The following is a 20,939-nucleotide window of genomic DNA, read 5'->3' as shown; positions in this document are numbered from 1 at the left end:
CAAGGATGATGCCTAAAAATTAGTCTTTTAATTTCATTAAGTTAGCAACATTGGAGAGAGGTTTCTCATTTTGAGAATGAAGTTGACGTCCTAAAAGAGACGAATCCGGAGAAGTATAGTTGGCTGTTAAAATAAAAAGCCGCCCGACTATTCATTGGGCGGCTACATTTCTATTCAATGAGGAGATTCATTACTGAGTTAAGTGTTTCATCAATCGCTCTGTTGGACGAACAATCGCGATGATCGATTCATCGTAGATCTTTGCAGCATCAGATAGAATCGCTTGGTAGGCGTTGGCGTCTGCTTGTCGAATTTGCTCACCCATTTTCGCTTTAGCAATCAAGGTTAACGCCAGATCGGCAACTTCGACGGTTTTCTCTGCCACCACCACAGTCTCTACCGAAGAGACATTGGAAGCAAAGATAGTTTCAGCGGCAAGTGCAGCCGACTTTGCTTGCTGATAATGCTCAGCAAGTTGATCCAATGCCTGTTGGTTGCCTGTCGCGACTTCGTTAACCAAATCTTGCATCTCATACACCGCGTAGCTTTCTACTGGCAGTGCATCAACAAAGCGGTTTAGGCGTTCATATTGACTGTACAAAATGCCCTTAGGCTCTGTTGAGTTCCACTTCTCCCAGTTGCGAGCATAATATTGTGCTGGCTCGGTGTACTTTGAAAGAACACGCAGGTCTTGGATACCTTGGTCTTTGGCAATGCGCTTCAACAACATATCGGCATCCGCGTGGTGACGCAGGCCTACTGAGATTTCCGACCATGTGTCCATCGCTTTCATACGTTTATACATACTGCGCTCATCAGTCAACTCAGCATCCGACCAGAAACGTTCTGCAATCGCGTAACTACGAGGCCATAGGTAGTTTTCTACCGTGAGGCTGTCTTTATTCTCTAGCCACATGGTGATCTCGCCACCTAAGATAAGATCTTTTTCTTTATCGGTGAGCTCTGCAGGGTAACCACCATTTGGCTCAGGGATTACACTGCCTTCGATATCACTGCTTGCAATCACTTCACCTGTCGTTGGCCAGCGCACGTTACCAATCAATTGGTAGCTGCCCTCAGAGAACCCATTTGGATTGAGGTTCAGGTTAAATTCCGTGTACGACATAAAGTTATCGAAGTGGCCGACAAAGGTTTTGCCCGGCACATAATCGAGGATATAAATCTCTTCGCGAGACTTGCCGTTGTAATCACTGAACGCACGGAAAGTACCGTCTTTAGCTTCAATGATAGTAAGCGTTCCCTTACGTGGACTGCCTTTAGAACGAGGCTTTTGCCATTGGTAAGTCACGAATTTCTCGCCACTGTGAAGCTTATCATCAACCGTGATTCCCGTTGGCATTGGGTCATTGCGGTAATGGTAGCTTGTTGGCTGAGGCTGGTCTAAGTAGTAGCCGGTAGAGAGAATGCCTGCGTAGCCCTCTTTCGCCGCACGGCCAATACTGTCGTGACCTTGCCAACTTTGAATCACGATAGACGTCGGCAGATCTTTATGCCAAATCTCATCCCACCCCGTCATCTTCTTGCCACGCTCTTCCAGCATCTTCTCAACTTTTACGTTGAGGTAAGACTGCAAACCGCGCTCGCCATCAATGCCGTTCTCTTGGATGAATTTCTGATGCTTTTCACTGTTAATCCATTGAGAGTAATTCGGCTCATCGCCACCAATGTGGAAGTACTCATCTGGGAACAACTCGGTCACTTCATCAAACACATCACCCAGCATTTCATAAAGCTCTGGGTTTAGAGGGTCCATCAATGGCTCAAACACGCCCCAGCCACGTTCTTGGTCATAGCTTTGACCTTCCCCACCCGACATTAAGCGTGGGTAAGCATGCGCCACAGCAGATGAGTGTCCCGGCAGTGAGACTTCTGGAATCACACGAATGCCAAGGTTACGAGCATACTCAACTAAGTAACGAACTTGGTCTTTGGTGTAGTAGTCACCATCGGTGGTTTCTGACCATAGACGCGGCCAAGATTCCGTTTGAATGCGAATACCTTGGTCGTCCCAGAAATGCCAATGGAACACGTTCATTTTCGCAGAAGCCATCGCATCTAACTGACGAATCAACACATCAAATTCAATAAAGTGACGAGACGTATCGTAAGAAACACCGCGCCACCGAAAGCGAGGTTCATCAACAATCGTAACGGCAGGGATATGGTAGCCAGTCGCTGTCGTTTCAACGAGCTGCAAAAGGGTTTCGATACCGTGAATAGCCCCATAAGGACTTGGGGCACTCAGCGTGATTTGTTCACCCTGAGTGGTGATCTTGTAAGACTCTACAGAGTCGATGTTTTGAATTTCAGACTTTGGAGCTGCGTCGATATCAATGATCAGATTTGCTTGGTCTGCACTATCAACCTGCCAATTCAGAATCGGAATACCGGTTTGGCGTACCAAACGGTCGACAAAGCGTTTTGCCGTGTACTCAACGCGATCAGAATTAAAGCCTTTGATGTAAACCTTGAAGTCACCGTCTACCTTTACTTGGCCAGCTTGTAGTTCAACCTTTTGTGGGTACGGCATTAAATTAAGATCGGAATTCGGAGCCATTGCTAACGCCATTGGGGATACTAGTGAACCTGAAATTAATAGAGACAATATAGTTTTTTTCATTATTAGTTTTCCTATATAACGGGGGGCTCTGTTTTGTTTATCGGAGGCGATTCACAAAACAGAATCATCAGCCACTGCTGCTGTTTGTCGTGAGCTCAAAGCCTATCGCCTATTAAAAACGAACGAGCCCACAAACGTATTACTGGCTAACCAGCTCAACCGCTTCACGAACCAGCACTGCAATCTCGTCCCACTGCTCGTTTTCGATCATTTTTGGAGAAACCATCCAAGTACCGCCACAGCACACCACGCGATCGACGGCTAGGTAGTCATTGACGTTATGCTTGCCGATACCGCCAGTAGGCATTAACGACACATCAACATAAGGCGCTAGCAGAGATTTCACCATGTTGATGCCACCAGACGCTTCTGCTGGGAAGAACTTCAAGAAGTTAAGACCGAGCTCCAACGCTTGCTCTACTTGGCTTGGGTTATTTACGCCAGGAACGATTGGCATGCCGATCTCTTGGCAACGCTTGACCGTGTTTGGATTCAAACCTGGCGCTACGATGAACTCACTGCCCGCTTCTTTCGCAAGGTCGATCTGCTCACGGGTTAATACTGTGCCAGCGCCGATACACATCTCTGGGTAGGCATCACGCATCGCACGAATCGAATCCGCTGCCGCTTCGGTACGGAACGTCACTTCTGCCACTGGTAGGCCGTTTTCAACCAACACTTTTGCCAATGGAATCGCGTGTTCCACCTTGTTGATTTGAATAACAGGGATAACTTTGAATTGCTTAAGTGTGTTGATCATTTCTTGAGACATAATAATTTCGCTTTATTTTTCTATTTTTTGATTAGGTGGTTCATAGCGCTTACCGGGATGATGGCGCCTGAATATTGAATAACGGTAGAAGCCAATTGGTGGCCGAGTTCAGCAGCTTCGGTAGCACTCTCGCCCGTTAAGCGTGCAGCTAAGTAACCCGCCGCAAAGGAGTCTCCGGCAGCGCACGTATCAACAACGTTCGCAACAGCTGTCGCTGATACGTAGTTTTCTACTACCTTGCCGCTTTCTACCTGAACAATTTTGCATGGCTCACAGCCACGTTTGATAACGATCTCTTGGCAGCCCAAGCGAAGACAACGTTGTTGAACGCTCTCTGAGTTACCCCAAACAAGTAGGTCGTCGTCTTCGGTGATCAGCGCGATGTCTACCAATGGCAATAACTTGGCGTACCAATGTTGGGCTTGGTCAGTCGTCCAAAGTTGTGGGCGATAGTTGTTATCGAAAATCACCTTACCGCCTTGATTTGAGAATACGCCAATGGCTTTCAACAGGCGTTCACGTGAGGTGTCATCTAAAATCGCGATGCTGATGCCGCTAATGTAAACCGCGTCGACTTGTTTCTCTGTCAGCGCGATTTCAAGCTTATTCAGGTCGTCAGTTTGGAAGTAAGATTTGACTGCCGCGTCGTTGCGCCAGTAATGAAAGTGTCGTTCACCAGTCTCATCGGTTTCGACCATGTAGAGACCAGGAAGCTTGTTCGCAATGCGCTCTACGAAATTGGTTTGAATACCTTCTAACTGCCAGCTATCAATCATATTTTGAGACAGTTCATCACTACCAAGACCTGTCGCGTAATGCACTGATAGGTCTTTATTTTGAGTTAAGCGAGAAAGGTAAAGCGCGGTATTTAGCGTGTCACCGCCAAACTTTTTGGTTAATGGAGAGCCGCTGATTTCGAGCATACATTCGCCAAAGAAAACAATATTGAAATGAGAAGATGCAGGCATAGCCGATCCTAAAATAGAAAGATAATTTGGGGAAAAGGCCCTGCAGACAAGCAGGGCCAGAACTTAGCAAACCCGTTGTGGAGACTAGGTTTAGCTTGTTTGATTTGCAGGGCGTTGAGGTGCAGCTTCCTCTTCAAGGACGCCAGTCTCAGACATTTCCATCTCCATCAGAGCACGCTCGTCATCAAGAATCGCTTTTGCCATTTCAGGAGTCACTTGGTTAGCTGGTGTGCATAGGCTTACTACCACACCCGCTGTTAGTGCAAATAGACAAGATGGAATCACTGGGTTGCCCCAGAAGGCTGTTAGGTCTGCGCTTAGCATTACAGTGAAAGAAGCGATAGAGGCGCCAACCAGTGTTGCAATCGCACCCTGCCAGTTGTAACGGCTCCAGAAGCGTCCCAACATACCGCACACGAACATGCCTGACATTACCGTTGAAATCATCTTAGTGATGTAGCCAATGATGTCGTTTGACGTCAATGCGAACAGCAGTGCAAAACCAATCACCACAACCAAAGCTAGGCGAGAGTAGTTCATCATTGATTCTTTGTTTGGTACACGGCCTGTGAACATCACGTATACGTCACGCAGTAGGATAGATACACCCGCAATCGCATCTGAGCTTGCGCTCGACATGGTTGCAGATAGGCCAGCGATAAGAACAATCATGCCAACACCAACTGGAAGTACCGTTGCTGCAATGTAAGGGAACGAGAAGTTAGGGTTATCCAACGTTGGGTCGATAGCGTGTGCTGCCATACCAATGATCGCTGGAATGATAGAGAAGAAAAGGTACAACACACCAGAAGCCACGAATGAACGACGGATAGTTGAAACGTCTTTACCAGAGTAAATGCGTTGGCGGAATGAAGGCGTTGCCAGAACACCAACACCGATAACCACAGCCAGAGAAACAGCAGGCAGAATGCCTAGTTTATCGATTGCTAAAAAGCTTGTAGCAGCAGGGTCCATCGCAGCGTAAAGGTTATCCATGCCACCAATATGGTTCACAGACATCACCGCCATCAAGATGAAACCAGCAAAAAGGATGATTGCTTGGATAGTATCGGTCCATACAACCGCTGTGTAACCACCGATAACAACGTAGATAGTGAATGCCGCTGCAATAATGATCTTCGCAAGGTTCAGGTCGATGTCAGCAATCCACGCTAGGTACATGCCGCCACCTAGAATGTGTGCACCTAACCAGCCGATGGACGCGATAAAGATGAGTAGGCCAACCACGTTTTTCACGATTCGGTTAGCACCCACGTAATACGCGAGCTCTTCACTCATTGTCATGAAGTTCAGCTTACGAACCGGAGCAAACCATAACGCAAGCAATAGGATGCCAACAGCACCGCCAATTCCGTATAGAGCACCCGCCCAACCATTTGCGTAGCCGAAGCCAACCGCACCCATACTTGAACCCGTACCGACCATCGTCGCTACTGTGGTACCAAGTACTAAAAATAGTGGCAGGCCACGGCCGCCTAATAAGAAATCTTCGCCAGATTTTTGATTACGCGAGACAAACCAGCCTAACCAAATTAAAAAACATACGTACACGCCGAAGCCTGTTAGAAAAAGAGTGCTGTTCATTTGACACCTCTCAGTGAAATATTAAGCTCATTCCAGAGCTTTTATTTATGATTCATTCATTTTATATTTCATATAATTGCTTTATTTATTTTGTATATTTTAATTAAAGCAATTTTTATAAATGTAGGGTGAGAGTATTAAGGAATAATAACAGGGATGACTACGCCCCAATACTCTCTAAGTAGGTTATTGTGATTAGGTTATTACTATACGCGGTCAGCGCGGTAGCAAGTCACATCTACTTCAACTTTCACGTCTACAACTAGGTCACACACCATGCAGATACGTGCCGGTGGGTTAGCTCCAAAGAACTCTTTGAATACCTTATTAAAAGATTGGAAGTAACGAGAGTCCGTTAGTACAACCTTTACGTGTACTACGTCTTCTAGGCCGTAGCCAGCTTCAGTCATGATATCGACACAGTTTTGGATTGCTAGGCGAGACTGGTCAATAATGCCACCCTCAACTACTTCACCATCTGTCATCGGTGTCTGGCCAGAAACGTATAGGAAACCACCCGCTTCTGTTGCGCGTGCAAATGGTAAATGTTGTCCGCCTGTACCTGTTCCGCCTTCAACACCGTAACGTTTAATAGTCATTTTTTAACTCCACTTCTTTATAGATAATATTGGTTGTTTTCCAATATATTTAAATTAATTCGTCGTTTTATTTCCGTTGATTCAGTTAATTACGATAAATAAAAACGCCAGAACGATTATTTCTTACTTTTCCTTTTTGGTAAGTTAACTCACCATTTACAAATACACTTTCTATTCCTTCAGCAACTGAAATAGGATTTTCAAATGTTGCTGTGTCTTTAATATTGTTTGGATCAAATAAAACCAAATCAGCAAATGCACCTTGGCGAATTTCGCCTCGTCCAGACAAGTTGTAACGCTCTGCCGACATTCCCGTCATTTTGTGAATCGCCTCTGGTAGCGAGAACAGATTTTCATCTCGGCAGTAGTGGCCTAACACTTTCGGGAAAGTACCCCACAATCTCGGGTGCGGATGCGGGTCATTAGGCAAACCATCGGAACCAACCATGGTCAGCTTGTATTTCAAGACGCGTTTTACGTCGTTCTCATCCATACAGTGGTAAACCGCACCGGCTGGTTGAAGCGTTTTCGCAGCGTCCATCAGTGGTAGGTTCATCTCATCAGCAATCTGCTTAAGGGTTTTGCCTGCATGCTCTGGTTTTGCTTCAGACCAAGTGATGAAGATATCGAAATCGTCCGTCACCTGTTTCAAATCTAATGTCGAAGAGCTCGCTGAATATGGGTAGCAGTCGCAAGACACGTCTTGGTGCTCTGAAACCTTGTCCATTAAATCAAGCACTTCAACTGTTCTGCCCCAGTTGCCCGCACCTGCACATTTAAGGTGGGAAATAACAACCGGTACTTTTGCGTATTGCCCGGTCTCAAACGCCTCTTCCATCGCGCTTAAGATCTCTTCGAATTCGGTACGCATATGCGTGGTATAAATACCGCCATGACTAGACAGCACTTTTGCTAACTGCATCACTTCATTGGCGTTCGCTTGCTTCGCACTTGCGTAAGCCAAGCCTGAACTCAAACCTAATGCGCCTTGCTCCATCGCTAAATCAAGGTTGTTTTGCATCTCTGCAATTTCATCTTCCGTTGCTGTGCGTTGTAGGTCGTCCATCACTTGGTTACGCAGCGTCGTGTGACCCACTAAGGCTGCTACGTTTACTGCAGGCTGTGCTTCCTTCACCGCTTGTGCATACGCGGCAAAGGTTGGGTATTTGAAATCAGCCTGCGCACCTAAAAGGTTCATAGGATCTGGTGGATCACCCGCTAAAACCGTTGGTGAGGCACTGATACCGCAGTTACCAACAATCACGGTTGTCACACCTTGGCTGATCTTTGGTATGCAGTCTGGGTAACGAATGACGTTGGTGTCGTCGTGTGTGTGTACATCAATAAATCCAGGAGCCAATGCTAAGCCTGCTCCCTCAATTAACTGGCCACAATCTTCATGATCAATGCTGCCAATTTCGGCAATTTTTCCATCAAGGATTGCTACATCGGCACAAAACGATTGTTCGCCGGTGCCATCGAACACCTCTACATTTTTAATTATCGTATCGAACAACATTTCTCACTCTCTCAATCCACTCTGTTGATGGAGCTATATTAAAAATCCAGCCGATTATTTTCAGTGACAAAACACACATAATATTTTAATTTGTGTGATAGTTTCTATCACAAAACAAACACAAGATAGATTTAAACATTAAATAACAACCACTTAAATCATGTTAGGGATCAGCAATGAAACATAACCCTGCACAAAAAGATGTTATAAAGTATCAAAAAGATTGTTTCGTCTTGACTGAAAGAGGCCAAAAAGGGAGAGCAGTATCACAAACTGAGAACGGTGTTTATCGACTGGTCGATGAAGATATTTCGCTTCCGGTAGCAATTATCAAACAATCAGCCTTAACCAATAATCTGAATTGGATGCAATCATTCGCCGATCATCATCAGGTGAAATTATCACCACACGGCAAAACATCGATGACGCCTGATTTCTTTCGTCAGCAGCTAGAAAATGGTGCTTGGGGAATTACTGTTGCGACACCTGCACAAGCAGAGATTGCGGCAATGGCGGGTGCAAAAAGAATCATCATGGCCAACCAATTAGTAGGTAAAACCAATATTGCGATCGTTGAACAACTTATTCGTGAGTTCAACGTTGAGTTTTACTGCTGTGTCGATTCACCAGTAAACGTAAAGCAACTGAGTCAACACTTTGCTAACACCGAACAAACGCTAAAGGTTCTGATCGAGTTTGGCGTACCAGGCGGGCGCTGTGGCTGTCGCTCACCACAAGAGGTTCTTGAGCTTGCGCAAACCATTCAAGACGCGCCTGCACTTTCTCTTTCGGGTATTGAGGTGTACGAAGGTGTGATTCATGGCGACAATGCCGAGCAAGACATTCGTACCTTCTTAAAGCAAGCACTAAGCTCTGTCGAAAGCCTTGCATCAGATGGACTGCTCACAGGACAACCAATCATCACTGGCGCGGGATCGGCTTGGTATGATGTGGTGGCAGAGTGCTTGGCGAACCTAACCGATTACTTGGCGATCATCCGCCCAGGTTGTTATGCCATTCACGATACTGGGATCTACCTAGATGCTCAAAGTAAGGTGTTGCAGCGCGCACAAGTAAACCAAGGTTACGCGTGTGAACTGGGTGGGGATTTAGAATCTGCACTTGAGGTGTGGGCGTATGTTATCTCTCGTCCAGAGCCAACCAAACTGGTGATTGGGCTAGGTAAGCGTGATGTGGCCTTTGATGCTGGATTACCTATTGCTGAACGCGGATATCGCAATGGCGAAGCTATTTCAGTAAAGGGCCTGACAGCAACAGCCGTGATGGATCAACATACTTTTGTGGAAACGGACGGCTCTTCAGAGATTGAAGTGGGTGACATGATTGCGTTCTCAACCTCACACCCGTGTTTGACTTTCGATAAGTGGCGTTACATTGCTATTAGCGATGACGACTATCAGGTCACAAACTGGGTAGAGACCTGCTTCTAGCTCGATTTTTCAATAAGCTAGAATCAGCGAAGCATTCAGATATACTAACGGGGCTAAGGCTTAGCCCCATCAACAAAGGATCAGGATTCTTGAGTTTAGAAGTAGATATCATTTCACAGATAACGGAGCGTTTTCCCGCTCTTCGTGATGCCGAGAAAAAAGTCGCCAAGCTAATCATGGATGACATTGATTTTGCCGCCAAAGCCAGCATTACAGAACTCGCTGAAAACGCGCAAGTCAGTGAAGCTACCATTACACGTTTTGCTAAGGCGATTGGCTGTAACAACGTACGTGATATGAAGATCAAGCTTGCTCAAACCCTAACGGTTGGCCAGCGCTTTATTCTCGAACCGGTCAACCAAACTGGCTATCAAGGTATCTACGAATCGATTAAGCAGAGCCTAGACATCAACCGCACTCTATTCAAAGAACAAGATGTTGAAACTGCGGTAAACTGGCTGCACAACGCCAGACAGATCATTGCAATCGGCATGGGTGGCGGCTCAACTATAGCCTCTCAAGAACTGCAACACCGACTATTTCGTTTAGGCTATCCAGTGGTGTCGTACAATGATGGCTTAATGTCACGCATGGTTGCCGCAACAGCCGATGCCAATGATGTGATGGTGATGATTTCCGCGACAGGCTTTACGCCCGTTATCACCGAAACCGCCGAGTTAGCGAAGCAATACGGGCTTAAGATCATCGCAATTACGCCACAAGATACACCATTGGCAAACATTGCGGATATCTTGTTACCTATCAAGCACATGGAAACAGATTTTATCTACAAGCCATCGGCATCTCGATACGCAATGCTGGCGTTAGTGGATGTGCTTTCAATGGGCATGGCAGTCAATCACAAGAACCGCTCGCGCGACAAACTGCGCCGCTTGAAGGTTGCTTTAGACTCCTACCGTGGTGGAGGCGACCGACAGCCTCTCGGTGATTAGTGCTAGCCATCACAACGTCTTAGTAAAGCGAACCTATCACAAACAAAAACTCCGACTTAGCGTCGGAGTTTTTGTTTAAGTAGAGAGTCAATTTTAACCCCAATCGAGGATTTGCCAATTTGGCCTGTCGGCTAATGCTCGTAAACGTGGACACGGGTTAACCAAATAGGTGTAGTCCGCATATTCACAAAGCGGTAAATCATTGATCGAGTCTGTGTAAAAATGAATGTCAGAGTAGCGCTTGGACTGCTTTGCAATCCACTGCTCTAAGCGAGTCACTTTACCTTCTCGGTAACTCGGTACACCTTTTATCTTCGATGTATACCGCGTTTGTTGCTCGACCAGATCGATCCCTAACGCATGCTCTATGCCCAGCTTTCTACCAACCACTTCAACCAAGAAAGTCACACTGGCAGAGATGATCAGCATGTCGATTTCATCGCGCTTTAACTGCTCTATCAATGGCAGGGTCTGCTTGAACAGATTAGGTAGAACTTTGGTGTCAACGCACTCCTCAACCAAGGCATTCACCTGTTGTGTCGTCATATCAGCAAGCGGCTGCATGGCGAATGTTAGGTAATCTTCCATATCCAGCTTACCTTGGGTGTAAAGACCCATAAGGCGCTGATCTTCTTCAACAAAACTTGCATCACTCGCAATACCTTTTTCGACTAAGAACTCATTCCACATCATCGCAGCATCGCCGTTGACTAGGGTTTCGTCCATATCAAAAACATACAAAGGCTTAGGCATCTTAGGCTCTCACAGGTTCAATTTCATTTAGATTAAACAGCAACTCTAACTCACTTCCGTTTGCGAGTAGACGCTCAGAGGAGCGATTGAGAAGGTCGACGGTCAGCTCACAATCATCCACATCCACTTGGTAGCGAATCACGTTGCCCAGCAGTTGATGATTGCGGATGGTCCCCGTTTTCGGTGTTGAAATGTGGGTACCGTACTGTCTGCCCTGCTCTTTCACGTAAATTGACTCTGGGCGAATTGCCACCTTCCAGTCGGTATCAATGTCGAAAAGCTGTTTGGCTTTATTCGCTTGAACCAAGTTGTAGTGGCCCATGAATCCGGCAACAAACTCATTAGCAGGTTGAGTGTAGATCTCTTCTGGCGTGCCCGCTTGCACGATCTCACCTTTGTTCATCAAGAAGATGCGGTCAGACATGATCATCGCCTCTTCTTGGTCGTGAGTAACAAAGATGGTCGTCAGATCCATCTCTTTCTGAATATCACGGATCTGCTGACGAAGATGCTTACGGATCTTTGCATCCAACGCCGATAGCGGCTCATCCAACAACAGAATACGCGGCTTCACCACCAACGCACGCGCTAGAGCAACGCGTTGACGCTGACCACCTGATAACTGATGTGGATAAAAACTCTCTTTGCCTTTTAGATCCACTAGCTCAATCACTTTGGCCACTTCACGTTTAATCTCATCGCCCGATAACTTTTTCATTTTCAGGCCAAACGCGATATTTCCCTCTACCGTCATGTTTGGAAACAGCGCGTAAGATTGGAAGACCATACCAATACCACGCTGCTGTGGTGCTTGATGGGTGATCTCTTCACCGTTAACCCATATCTCACCACCATCAACAGGATTCAGACCCGCCAAACTGCGCAGCAAGGTAGATTTACCACAACCACTGGGGCCAAGCAGGGTAATAAACTCGCCTTTTTCAATCGTAAATTGAATGTCTTCAAACACGGTGTTGTCACCGAAGCTTTTCGTTAGATTGTGTGCGTTTACATAACTCATTATTTGACTCCACGGCTAGATCGACTTGCCATCCAAGTCAGTAAGAAAATGAATAGGAAATAGGTCATCACCAAGGCAGACGTGAAGTGGCCGCTGGTTTGACGCATGTTGTATAGATAGATTTGTAACGTCTCGTAGCGGGTTCCGACCAAGATATTGGCAAACACGAACTCACCCAATAAAAACGAGAACGAGAGAAACAGTGATGCCATTAACCCCTTCTTGAGGTTTGGCAGAATGATCAACAAAAAGGCCTTGGTGGTGCTTGCTCCTAGTAGATGCGCAGCGTCCATCAGGTCTTGCAAATTGATCGCCTGAAAACTGTTGGCAATCGCGCGATACATAAATGGCAGAGCGATGGTGAAGTAGGTACCAATCAAGATCCAAGGTGTGCCAATCAACGAGATTTCACTGTCAGCATAAAGCTGCAACAGCCCAACCGACGAGACGACTGGAGGCACTGCAAACGGCAGCAAGATCATGATGTTCATCAGCTTATCGAGCTTAGGGAAGTAGTAGAACACCACAAATATCGCCGGAAGAATCAGCACCACACTCAATGTTAGCGCCGCAATACAGATAAACAGCGAACGACCAAAGGCTTGCAAGAAACGCGGGTCTGTCAACAGGCTAATGTACCAGTCTAAAGTAAAGCCATCAGGCAGTATGGTCGCTCCCCAACGAGATGAAATTGAATAGATAAAGGTGGCTAAGATCGGAATCAGCATGATGCCAACAATCGAGAAAACCACCATTTTGTGAAAGCGCGTATTAACGTTTTGCATTAGCTTTTCTTCCCTGCATAACTCTTACTGATAAGCCATTGGTTAATCACGGTAATGAATGCCAACATTGCCATCAGAATCACTGAAATCGCCGCTGCCAGATTAGGCTCAAGGAACAGATCGCCCGAGACCAAGCTTGCGATTCGAATGGTTATCACGTTGTAGTTACCTGAAGTGAGTGCATAGACACTGGCGTACGCGCCGATCGCATTAGCGATGAGAATAATAAAGGTGCCAAATAGAGCTGGAGATAGCACCGGAAGGCCAACCTTGAGCCAATATTGCCAAGTTTTCGCGCCAAGCAGCGCCGAAGCTGCTTGCCAGTCATCGCTCAATGCATCAAAGGCCGGATACAACAAAAGCACAGCCAGTGGGATCTGGAAGTAGATATAGATCGCCAGCAATCCCCACTTTCCATACAGGTCAAAATCCCCCAACAAGCCATATTGCTTAAGCAGCAACGTGAGCGCGCCGTTGGTTCCAAGGATGATGATGAAAGCGAAAGAGAGTGGGACGCCAGCAAAGTTGCTGCTCATATTGGTAAAAGCGATTACCCCGTCGCGAATTCTGCAATCGACACGGCGCAAAGAGGAAACCAACAGTGTCGCGATCGCTAGGCCGAACACACTCGACCACAAAGATAACCAAAGGCTGTTGCTGAATGCTTGCATCATGAAGGCGGAGTCAAACACCTCAATGTAGTTTTCAAGCGACAGTTCGCCTTCATAAAAGAAGCTGTTGATAAGCACCCAAACCATAGGCGCCAATTGGAACAGATAGAAAAACAGTGCAAATGGAGCTAGCCATAGCACAGGCTTAAAGCGCTTAAACCAAGACCGCACAGGCTTAGACGTATTGGCTTTGAATGAATTCGGTTTTTGCGTGATGGCAGGACTGCTCATAAGGCTAACAATTCCTGAGTGTAAGATTTATTGTGTTCTAGGTTGAGGAGCTGACACACGATACCGCAGATATCAGTCTGCTTAACTTGGCACTCTTGGTGAGTGAATTTGTCGCCAATCACAAAGAAAGGAACTTCACGCTCTTCGGCCAAAATCCCACCATGAGAAAGGTCGTCATTCATACCGTGATCGCTGGTAACAATGACTTGATAACCCTCTTCAACCCAACCTTTAATGTAGTTCGACAGCAAGATATCGGCGCCGCGTGCACTGTTACGATACTGACACGAATCTAAGCCATACTTGTGGCCCATATCGTCGATGTTCATTGGATGAATCAACAAGAAGTCTGGCTGATAAGTTAAGCGCAGATACTCAGCATCAAGAAACAGCGCCTCGTCAGGGTAGTGATCCCAGTGATAGAAACAGCCGTGTTGAATATTGAGCGTTTCATCGTGAGTAAATCGATCGCGCACAGGATCAAATGGCGCGCGGTTATACAGTTCACTCACCCAGTGATAAGCAGCCGCAGCGGTGGTTTTACCCTGAGCTTTGGCCAAGCTAAAGATCGAATCATGGTTGGAAAGACGGACAATCTGATTATTAACAATACCGCTCTCTACAGGGCGGACACCCGTTAGGATGCATTCATAAAGTGGGCGTGACATCGAAGGCAGCTCACACTGCATCGGATAAAGCGTCGCTCGTAACTTGGCTTGTGATGGCGTCAGATTATTTTGCGAATCGCTTTCGCTGGTTGGTGTGTTGCTCAGTTCTAGAAGACCGTTAAGGTAGCCCATGCAATGACGAGCTACCTGATAATTCAGTCCATCTAGAACAACAAGGATGACCTTATTGCTCATGACTTATTCTCTTGCTAACAAACGGAACTTATTGCTGATGAATCAGAACGCTTTCTTGCCATTGACGTGGCAGACGACGTGCTGATTTTTCCCATGCAGAGAAGTCAGACACAGGGTGAACATTGCCGTACTCTTCGTTGGCAATGAGCTTATCCTGTACCGATTGAGGCAGAGTCACATTGGTACGGATTGGACGCGCATAACCTTCTGCTAGGTTGATCTGACCTTGGTCGCTGAAGATGTATTCGCGAGCCAGTTTCGCCGCATTTGGGTTTTTCGCGTATTTGTTGATGATGGTGGTGTAACCCGAGATCACTGAGCCATCTTGTGGAATGTTAACGCTGAAGCGCTCGCGGTCGATTTTGTCACGGTAGTTCAACGCGTTGAAATCCCACATGATCGCGACTTCAACTTCACCCTTTTCTAGGTTCGCCATGTTTGGATCTGTGTATGACAGACGGCCCTGTTTTGCGAGTTCAGCGAAGTACTTGATCGCCGGTTTTAGGTTCGTTTCATCTCCGCCATTGGCGAACGCTGCCGCCAATACCGCGTTATTCGCCTGTGCTGCAACGCCTACATCCCCAACCGTCACCTTGTAGTCACCCTCAAGGATATCGCTCCAAGACTTAGGTGCATTTTTCACAAGATTATTGTTTGAGATGAATGAGATAGTGCCAGTGTACGCCAGAGCCCAGTGGCCATCTTTGTCTTTAGCCCACTCAGGAATGTCGTCCCAAGTTGATGGCTTGTATGCTTGAGTCACATCTTTCTTTACCGCAACGCGTGCAAACGCAAAGCCTACATCACCGATATCTGCAGTCGCATTGCGCTTCTCCGCTTCAAATTTTGCGATCTCTTGAGCCGAGCTCATATCAGTATCTTGGTGCTTTAGCCCGTAGTTTTCCTTTAGGTCAGCCCACGTGTCTTTCCAGTTAGCCCAACTATCAGGCATACCCACACTGTAAACTGCTCCCTCTTTTTGAGCCGCTTCTACTAGTGCATTTAAATCCGTGTCAGTAGCCATTGCTGGCATTGAAATGGTCGCTGTCATCAAGGTTGCACCAATCAATTTTGATGGCGTTACGATTGAGCGGCAAAGCAAAGTTTTCATTGTCTCTATCCTTCTGGACTAGGTCAGTAAGTTCACTTTGCATGCTAAAGGGCAATTGTTACGGTTTATGACAACTTCCTTGACAGTTCGAATGCATTTATATGGCAAAACTATTTCAACAGCGCGACATTTAAGCAGGATTAGCTGTCACATTACTGTTAAACAGCCGACTTATACTGGTAACAACAACGAATCATGGACTAGATCAGCGATGAGAATGCCGGGCAACAACCACTCACAAACACAATTAGGAAAAATCAAACACAGTATCCGAGAACAGATACAGTCTGACATCTACAAACAGGGGCAAAAACTCCCTTCAGAGAGAGAGCTCAGCGAACTCTTTTCGACTACGCGCATCACGCTTAAAGATGCGCTTATCTCGCTTGAAACCGAAGGATTAATATACCGAGAAGATCGACGCGGTTGGTTTGTGTCGTCTGAGCGTATCCGTTACAACCCCTTATCACGCTGCCACTTTCATCAAATGATTCGAGACCAGAACCGGATTGCCGAAACTCGACTCATCAACACTCGCTCTGAAATGGCGGCCGGAGAGTACGCCAAGGCACTAGAAGTCGAGGGGATTACTCCCATTCATGTCATTGAAAGACTGCGCTACATCGACGGTAGAGTGGTGCTATTTGTTGAGAATGTACTGATCGCCAATCTATTTCCAGAGATCCTCTCGAACGATCTCCGGATGTCACTCACCGACATCTATAAACAGAGTTATGGCTATGAAACCCAGCGTTCACGGTTTGATGTGATACCCACCTCAGCGCCAGCACACGTAGCTAAAGCACTCAATCTCTCAGAGGGTCAACCGGTACTAAAAATTTGCCGAGTCAATTACAAGCAAGATGGCGAGCTGATGGATTGCGAGTTTGAATATTGGCGCCCCGATTCGGTGATGATTCACATTGATAGCATTGGTTAACACAAGATAAGGACAGAGGACGTATGTAACCATTGGTTATAAAAGGTATAACCATTATTCACGTTTGCTCTATATATCATATGCGGTTAAACCATTTGTAAAATCAATCGCACTTCATGAAATTCCAGTCAAAAATCATTATTGCTTCAAGCCTGCTCTTTGTCACCGTTGCTTCACTCGTCGGTTATGTTCAGCAACAAGCCACAAATTCGACCTTTCAAAGCCAAGTAGAAACCAGTGTCCATGAGCTGACAAAAAGCATCAGTTTCACTGTGACCCATGAGCTTCGCGCAAAAAGAGAGCTCGTTAACTCCGTAACGCACTCTTTAAATATCATTGACGCTTCAAATCGCCAGTTGGCCCTAGAGGCGATCTCAACGCCTTCGCTCACAAAGAGTTTTCAGGCTGTAGGCATTGGCTACGAGCACGACGGTTCCCTGATCTCAAATGATGGTTGGATCCCAGAAGCAGGTTATGATGTGCGAAATCGACCTTGGTACCAAGAAGCTAGCCACTCTAATGACATAGTAATCACAAGACCTTATATCGATTCGTCGACCAATCAGATGATCATTTCCGTTGCCTCTTCATTGGTTGATAAATCTAACCAATTTATCGGCAACGTCGTGTTTGATGTCTCTTTGAAACCGTTGGCAGAGCTGATTAATCAAACCGATCTATTTGGTTCTGGCTACCTGTTTATGATGACCAATGATGGTACGGTCATCTCGCACCCGAACAATCACTACAATGGCCACTCCTTTTCAGAATTTGTTCCGGGTGTACATCTAAAACAAGGGGTCACAGAACTAGAACTCAACGGCGTAAAACACCTGGTCAGTTTGAAAAAAATTGAAGGGGAAGATTGGTACATCGGAGCTGTCATTGATGAACAGAAGGTCTTTGCCGACCTCACTAAGTTAAGCACTGACTTACTGGGTCTGACTGGTATCTCCCTCATCCTTGTTACTCTGTCTTTGTACTGGGCGATTCGCTATCTGTTTAGACCCATTGATGATTTGAACGCCGCCCTTGAAAATATTGCGTCTGGCGACGCTGATCTTACTCAGCGCTTAAAAACGGATACTGATACAGAGTTCGCCAAACTGGCGCACAACTTTAATCACTTTATTGCTAATCTACAGCAACAAATGTTGGACTCAAAAAGTGTCTCGACCACGCTACAGAATCACGCTGAGATGACACAGTCTGCGTCCTTCGAAACCGATCACCATATCAATCATCAAATCGCAGAACTGAATAGCCTTGCGACGGCGATAGAGCAAATGGCCGCTGCAGCGCAAGACACCGCTGAACATACTCAACACGCTGCTCAAAATGCCACAGAGGCGGATAAGAACGTATTGAATGGAGTGGATGTCGTCGTCCAAACCGAGCAGTGCATTCAAAGGCTTTCTTCTAACATGGCGAAAGTGTCCAACCAATCTGCCACCTTAATCGCCGCAACAGACAGCATAGGTAGCATTCTTGATGTCATCAGTGAAATTGCGAATCAAACTAACCTACTCGCATTGAATGCAACCATTGAATCAGCTAGAGCTGGTCAAGCGGGGCGAGGTTTTGCTGTCGTTGCAGATCACGTGCGTTTGCTGTCTCTTCGCACTCAAGAATCAACGAAAGAGATCCACAACAAAATCCAGCAGCTTCGTTCAGGTACCAGCCTGATGGCTGAGGCGATTTTAGTGAGCGAACATGACGTAACCGATGCTGTGGAGTGCGCGCGACAAGCCAGTACAACCCTGCACTTGGTAAAAGAAAATATCAGTAATATTTCTGAATTCACTGGGCAAGTAGCAACAGCGACAGAACAACAAAGCTTAGTGTCATTTGAAGTGAGTAAGAATACGCAAAAAATTACCAAGCTCGGGCAGCAAGTCATCGCTCAAACAGAAAAGACCAATCAGCATATGAATACTCAGCTTTCTGAAATAGCTAAGCAGCAACGTATTCTCGAACGCTTTAAACTTCAGAACGAAACAAAGGCACCGCAGTGTTAAGCATTCAATCCCTACTTGAAGACGAACAAGGTTACACGCTTTCACTTGGAAGGTATCAGGTACTTTCCGTGTTTCAACCGATATATGAGCTTAATCAACACACCTTGATTGGGCATGAAGCTCTCCTGCGTTGTACCGACGCAGGAGGTGAGAGTATTTCGCCTGAGCAGTTGTTTAATTCAAACTTATCTCGGCTCACACGCATAAAAATGGATCTGATCGCTGCCACGCTACATGCAATTAACTATCGAAAATACAAAGATAAGATCTCTGGTAAGTTGTTCATCAATTTTAATCCAGCAAGTATTGCGTACCTGCATCGACACCCAAGAGTCTGGCAAACCATGTTCAATTGTGTACAGCAAAATGATGCTAGCAACAGCCGTTATGACTTTTCAAACCTTGTTATCGAGGTCGTTGAACAAGTTTCTGATTCACGGATTCCATTAGAGCAGCAACTTGCTCAGCTGCGCAGTCACGGGTGCCTTCTTGCCATCGACGACTTCGGTTCCGGAAATTCAGACCTACCTAGGGTTCAGCAGGTTAATCCACAAATCGTCAAACTCGACAAAAGTATTTTGCGACAACTTCGCAACCACCCTGTTCAATCTCTCCCGGACATCAAAGAGAGTTTCATGCTTCATGGGCGAATGATCGTAATGGAGGGCGTCGAAATGTCTTCCGACCTGCAGATAGCCAAACAAGTGGGTGCCGAATGGGGACAAGGCTATTACCTAGGAAAGCCTACCCGAAACTTTGGGCTTTCCACCATTCGCTAAACGAACCCTCGACAACCCTGCTCCACAAACCATCATTCCAGCCAACGCACTCAAAACCTTAAGATGATGTAGAAAATGGTCACCCCAACAATATACAAGCAAATCAGATTTATAAAAAACACTGTGCAATTCAAGTTCGATTTCGCTATTATCGGTGTGAGTTATGAATAGAGTTGGATTTTACGATGAGAGTAATTGCATCATTATTGTTAGTGTTTTCGGGATACGCACTAAGTGCAGAGAGTTCGGATGTATTCGATATAGATTCAATTCAAAACCTGACGACTCAAAACTCACCAAGCGCGCCACCGCAACAGCATGATTGTCAAAGCATCGTGTGTAACAGCTACGCTCCTTCCGATGCGACCTCACCATCTCACGACTACAGTAATATCACCGTGGTTAACGTGCCTGAAAGAAACTCCAATGAAACCTTAGATGCGATTGGCAGTGCTCTCTACATCATCGGTGAAATCGGCTTTGCAGAAAATCTATCCGAGCCAGATTATCGCAACAATGCCCCTAACTGATTGCGGATAGAAATCAGAGTTTGAGCCGCTAGTTTTCGGTTCGCCAGCAGTACATTTAATCAGGCATCACAACAATGCCCATCGCTTCAAGCAGCTGGTCTTGCTGCCACTCTGCAATTTGAACTCCTGTCATATCTACTCTTTTCGGGTTTAATCCTTCAAGCTCAACATGGCATAGGTTCGCACCTTGAAAGCTAAATTGAGTCCAAGCATCCTCTGAAAAAACACCGCGGCTCAAGTCCGACTCTTTCATCGACGCTCCCACCAAATGCGCACCTATCCAACGATTTTCAAACAGTTCACACTTCTCTAAGTTGGCGCTCTCTAGGTTTGTATAGGACAAATTGCAACCAGTGATATAAGCCGAGCAGAAGAAGACTTTCTGCGTCACGTAGTTGGCAAAATTAGCTCGATAGAAATTCGCGCCTTTTAGATCGCAGTTCCTGAATTCAATACCAAAGCAATTGGCATTACTGAAGTTGGCCATCGCGATCTTACAGTCTTGAAAGCTAGCATCTCTCAGATCAGCAAAGTGAAACTGGCACCCTTCCATGTCGGAAGTTTCAATAAACTTACAATGTTTAAACGTGGTTTCTTTTAGCTGAGCGCTATGAAAGTTACACTCCAAAAAAGTGCAGGACTCAAAAGCCAAATAACTAAGGTCTTGATGAGAGAAATCGTGCTGATGATAAGTGTGGTTTTTGGTTTTCATGGCCGCTCCTTATTTGC

Annotated in this window: 19 protein-coding genes; 6 read left to right on the top strand and 13 right to left on the bottom strand. The window is 46.1% G+C overall.

Going from position 1 to position 20,939, the window contains the following annotated elements; genetic code table 11:
* Nucleotides 1-190: 190 nt before the first annotated feature.
* The 6 genes from OCV50_RS16505 to OCV50_RS16480 form a co-directional block, all read right to left on the bottom strand.
* Entirely contained in the window at nt 191-2,641 is a 2,451-nt protein-coding gene (locus OCV50_RS16505) for a beta-N-acetylhexosaminidase (protein ID WP_261904949.1), read from the bottom strand.
* A gap of 139 nt (nt 2,642-2,780) precedes the next feature.
* Nucleotides 2,781-3,413: a bifunctional 4-hydroxy-2-oxoglutarate aldolase/2-dehydro-3-deoxy-phosphogluconate aldolase gene (locus tag OCV50_RS16500; protein ID WP_261904948.1), complete on the bottom strand. Its 633-nt coding sequence runs from the start codon at nt 3,411-3,413 to the stop codon at nt 2,781-2,783.
* Between the two features lie 20 nt (nt 3,414-3,433).
* Complete coding sequence (locus tag OCV50_RS16495) at nt 3,434-4,381, bottom strand: sugar kinase (RefSeq protein WP_261904947.1); 948 nt, start codon at nt 4,379-4,381, stop codon at nt 3,434-3,436.
* Nucleotides 4,382-4,471: 90 nt separating this feature from the next.
* Nucleotides 4,472-5,986, bottom strand: a complete 1,515-nt coding sequence (locus OCV50_RS16490; RefSeq protein ID WP_239839444.1) for a sodium:solute symporter family protein — start codon at nt 5,984-5,986, stop codon at nt 4,472-4,474.
* 206 nt (nt 5,987-6,192) lie between these two features.
* The gene (locus tag OCV50_RS16485; protein WP_008216122.1) at nt 6,193-6,585 is read right to left on the bottom strand and encodes a RidA family protein; all 393 of its coding nucleotides are present in this window, start codon (nt 6,583-6,585) and stop codon (nt 6,193-6,195) included.
* 85 nt (nt 6,586-6,670) lie between these two features.
* Entirely contained in the window at nt 6,671-8,104 is a 1,434-nt protein-coding gene (locus tag OCV50_RS16480) for an N-acyl-D-amino-acid deacylase family protein (protein WP_261904946.1), read from the bottom strand.
* Nucleotides 8,105-8,280: 176 nt separating this feature from the next.
* Here OCV50_RS16480 and OCV50_RS16475 point away from each other — a divergent pair, with 176 nt between their 5' ends.
* Together OCV50_RS16475 and OCV50_RS16470 are read left to right on the top strand one after the other, a co-directional pair.
* A complete protein-coding gene (locus OCV50_RS16475; RefSeq protein ID WP_261904945.1) occupies nt 8,281-9,555 on the top strand; it encodes an amino acid deaminase in 1,275 nt (424 codons plus the stop codon).
* 89 nt (nt 9,556-9,644) lie between these two features.
* Complete coding sequence (locus OCV50_RS16470; RefSeq protein ID WP_261904944.1) at nt 9,645-10,508, top strand: MurR/RpiR family transcriptional regulator; 864 nt, start codon at nt 9,645-9,647, stop codon at nt 10,506-10,508.
* A gap of 93 nt (nt 10,509-10,601) precedes the next feature.
* Here the strand turns inward: OCV50_RS16470 and OCV50_RS16465 are convergent, their stop codons facing one another.
* Genes OCV50_RS16465 through OCV50_RS16440 form a run of 6 tightly spaced genes read right to left on the bottom strand, consistent with a single transcriptional unit; the run spans nt 10,602 to nt 15,943 of the window.
* A complete protein-coding gene (locus OCV50_RS16465) occupies nt 10,602-11,261 on the bottom strand; it encodes an HAD family hydrolase (protein WP_261904943.1) in 660 nt (219 codons plus the stop codon).
* Between the two features lies 1 nt (nt 11,262).
* Complete coding sequence (locus tag OCV50_RS16460) at nt 11,263-12,282, bottom strand: ABC transporter ATP-binding protein (protein ID WP_261904942.1); 1,020 nt, start codon at nt 12,280-12,282, stop codon at nt 11,263-11,265.
* Nucleotides 12,282-13,067 carry an ABC transporter permease gene (locus OCV50_RS16455; protein WP_261904941.1) on the bottom strand — a complete coding sequence of 262 codons (786 nt, stop codon included), beginning with the start codon at nt 13,065-13,067 and terminating at the stop codon, nt 12,282-12,284. The genes OCV50_RS16460 and OCV50_RS16455 overlap by 1 nt, the downstream gene beginning before the upstream one ends.
* Complete coding sequence (locus OCV50_RS16450) at nt 13,067-13,969, bottom strand: ABC transporter permease (protein ID WP_261904940.1); 903 nt, start codon at nt 13,967-13,969, stop codon at nt 13,067-13,069. Before OCV50_RS16450 ends, OCV50_RS16455 begins: the two co-directional genes overlap by 1 nt.
* On the bottom strand, nt 13,966-14,832 hold the full coding sequence (locus OCV50_RS16445; RefSeq protein WP_261904939.1) for an alkaline phosphatase family protein: 867 nt from the start codon (nt 14,830-14,832) through the stop codon (nt 13,966-13,968). The genes OCV50_RS16450 and OCV50_RS16445 overlap by 4 nt, the downstream gene beginning before the upstream one ends.
* 28 nt (nt 14,833-14,860) lie before the next feature.
* Nucleotides 14,861-15,943 carry an ABC transporter substrate-binding protein gene (locus OCV50_RS16440; RefSeq protein WP_239839436.1) on the bottom strand — a complete coding sequence of 361 codons (1,083 nt, stop codon included), beginning with the start codon at nt 15,941-15,943 and terminating at the stop codon, nt 14,861-14,863.
* A 211-nt stretch (nt 15,944-16,154) separates the two neighbouring features.
* Between OCV50_RS16440 and OCV50_RS16435 the strand changes: the two genes are divergently transcribed.
* The 4 genes from OCV50_RS16435 (at nt 16,155) to OCV50_RS16420 (ending at nt 20,210) form a co-directional block, all read left to right on the top strand.
* Nucleotides 16,155-16,883 (top strand): UTRA domain-containing protein, encoded by a 729-nt coding sequence (locus tag OCV50_RS16435; RefSeq protein ID WP_261904938.1) that lies wholly within the window; start codon nt 16,155-16,157, stop codon nt 16,881-16,883.
* A 116-nt stretch (nt 16,884-16,999) separates the two neighbouring features.
* On the top strand, nt 17,000-18,901 hold the full coding sequence (locus OCV50_RS16430) for a methyl-accepting chemotaxis protein (RefSeq protein WP_261904937.1): 1,902 nt from the start codon (nt 17,000-17,002) through the stop codon (nt 18,899-18,901).
* Nucleotides 18,895-19,680, top strand: a complete 786-nt coding sequence (locus OCV50_RS16425) for an EAL domain-containing protein (RefSeq protein WP_261904936.1) — start codon at nt 18,895-18,897, stop codon at nt 19,678-19,680. Before OCV50_RS16430 ends, OCV50_RS16425 begins: the two co-directional genes overlap by 7 nt.
* A 185-nt stretch (nt 19,681-19,865) precedes the next feature.
* On the top strand, nt 19,866-20,210 hold the full coding sequence (locus tag OCV50_RS16420; RefSeq protein ID WP_261904935.1) for a hypothetical protein: 345 nt from the start codon (nt 19,866-19,868) through the stop codon (nt 20,208-20,210).
* A 55-nt stretch (nt 20,211-20,265) separates the two neighbouring features.
* Here the strand turns inward: OCV50_RS16420 and OCV50_RS16415 are convergent, their stop codons facing one another.
* Nucleotides 20,266-20,922 carry a Qnr family pentapeptide repeat protein gene (locus OCV50_RS16415; protein ID WP_261904934.1) on the bottom strand — a complete coding sequence of 219 codons (657 nt, stop codon included), beginning with the start codon at nt 20,920-20,922 and terminating at the stop codon, nt 20,266-20,268.
* Nucleotides 20,923-20,939: the final 17 nt, after the last annotated feature.

The sequence above is a fragment of the Vibrio fortis genome, assembly GCF_024347475.1.
GTDB classification, from domain to species: domain Bacteria; phylum Pseudomonadota; class Gammaproteobacteria; order Enterobacterales; family Vibrionaceae; genus Vibrio; species Vibrio fortis.
Note: the sequence above shows the minus strand (reverse complement) of the source record. Positions and strands in the feature narration are given on the sequence as shown.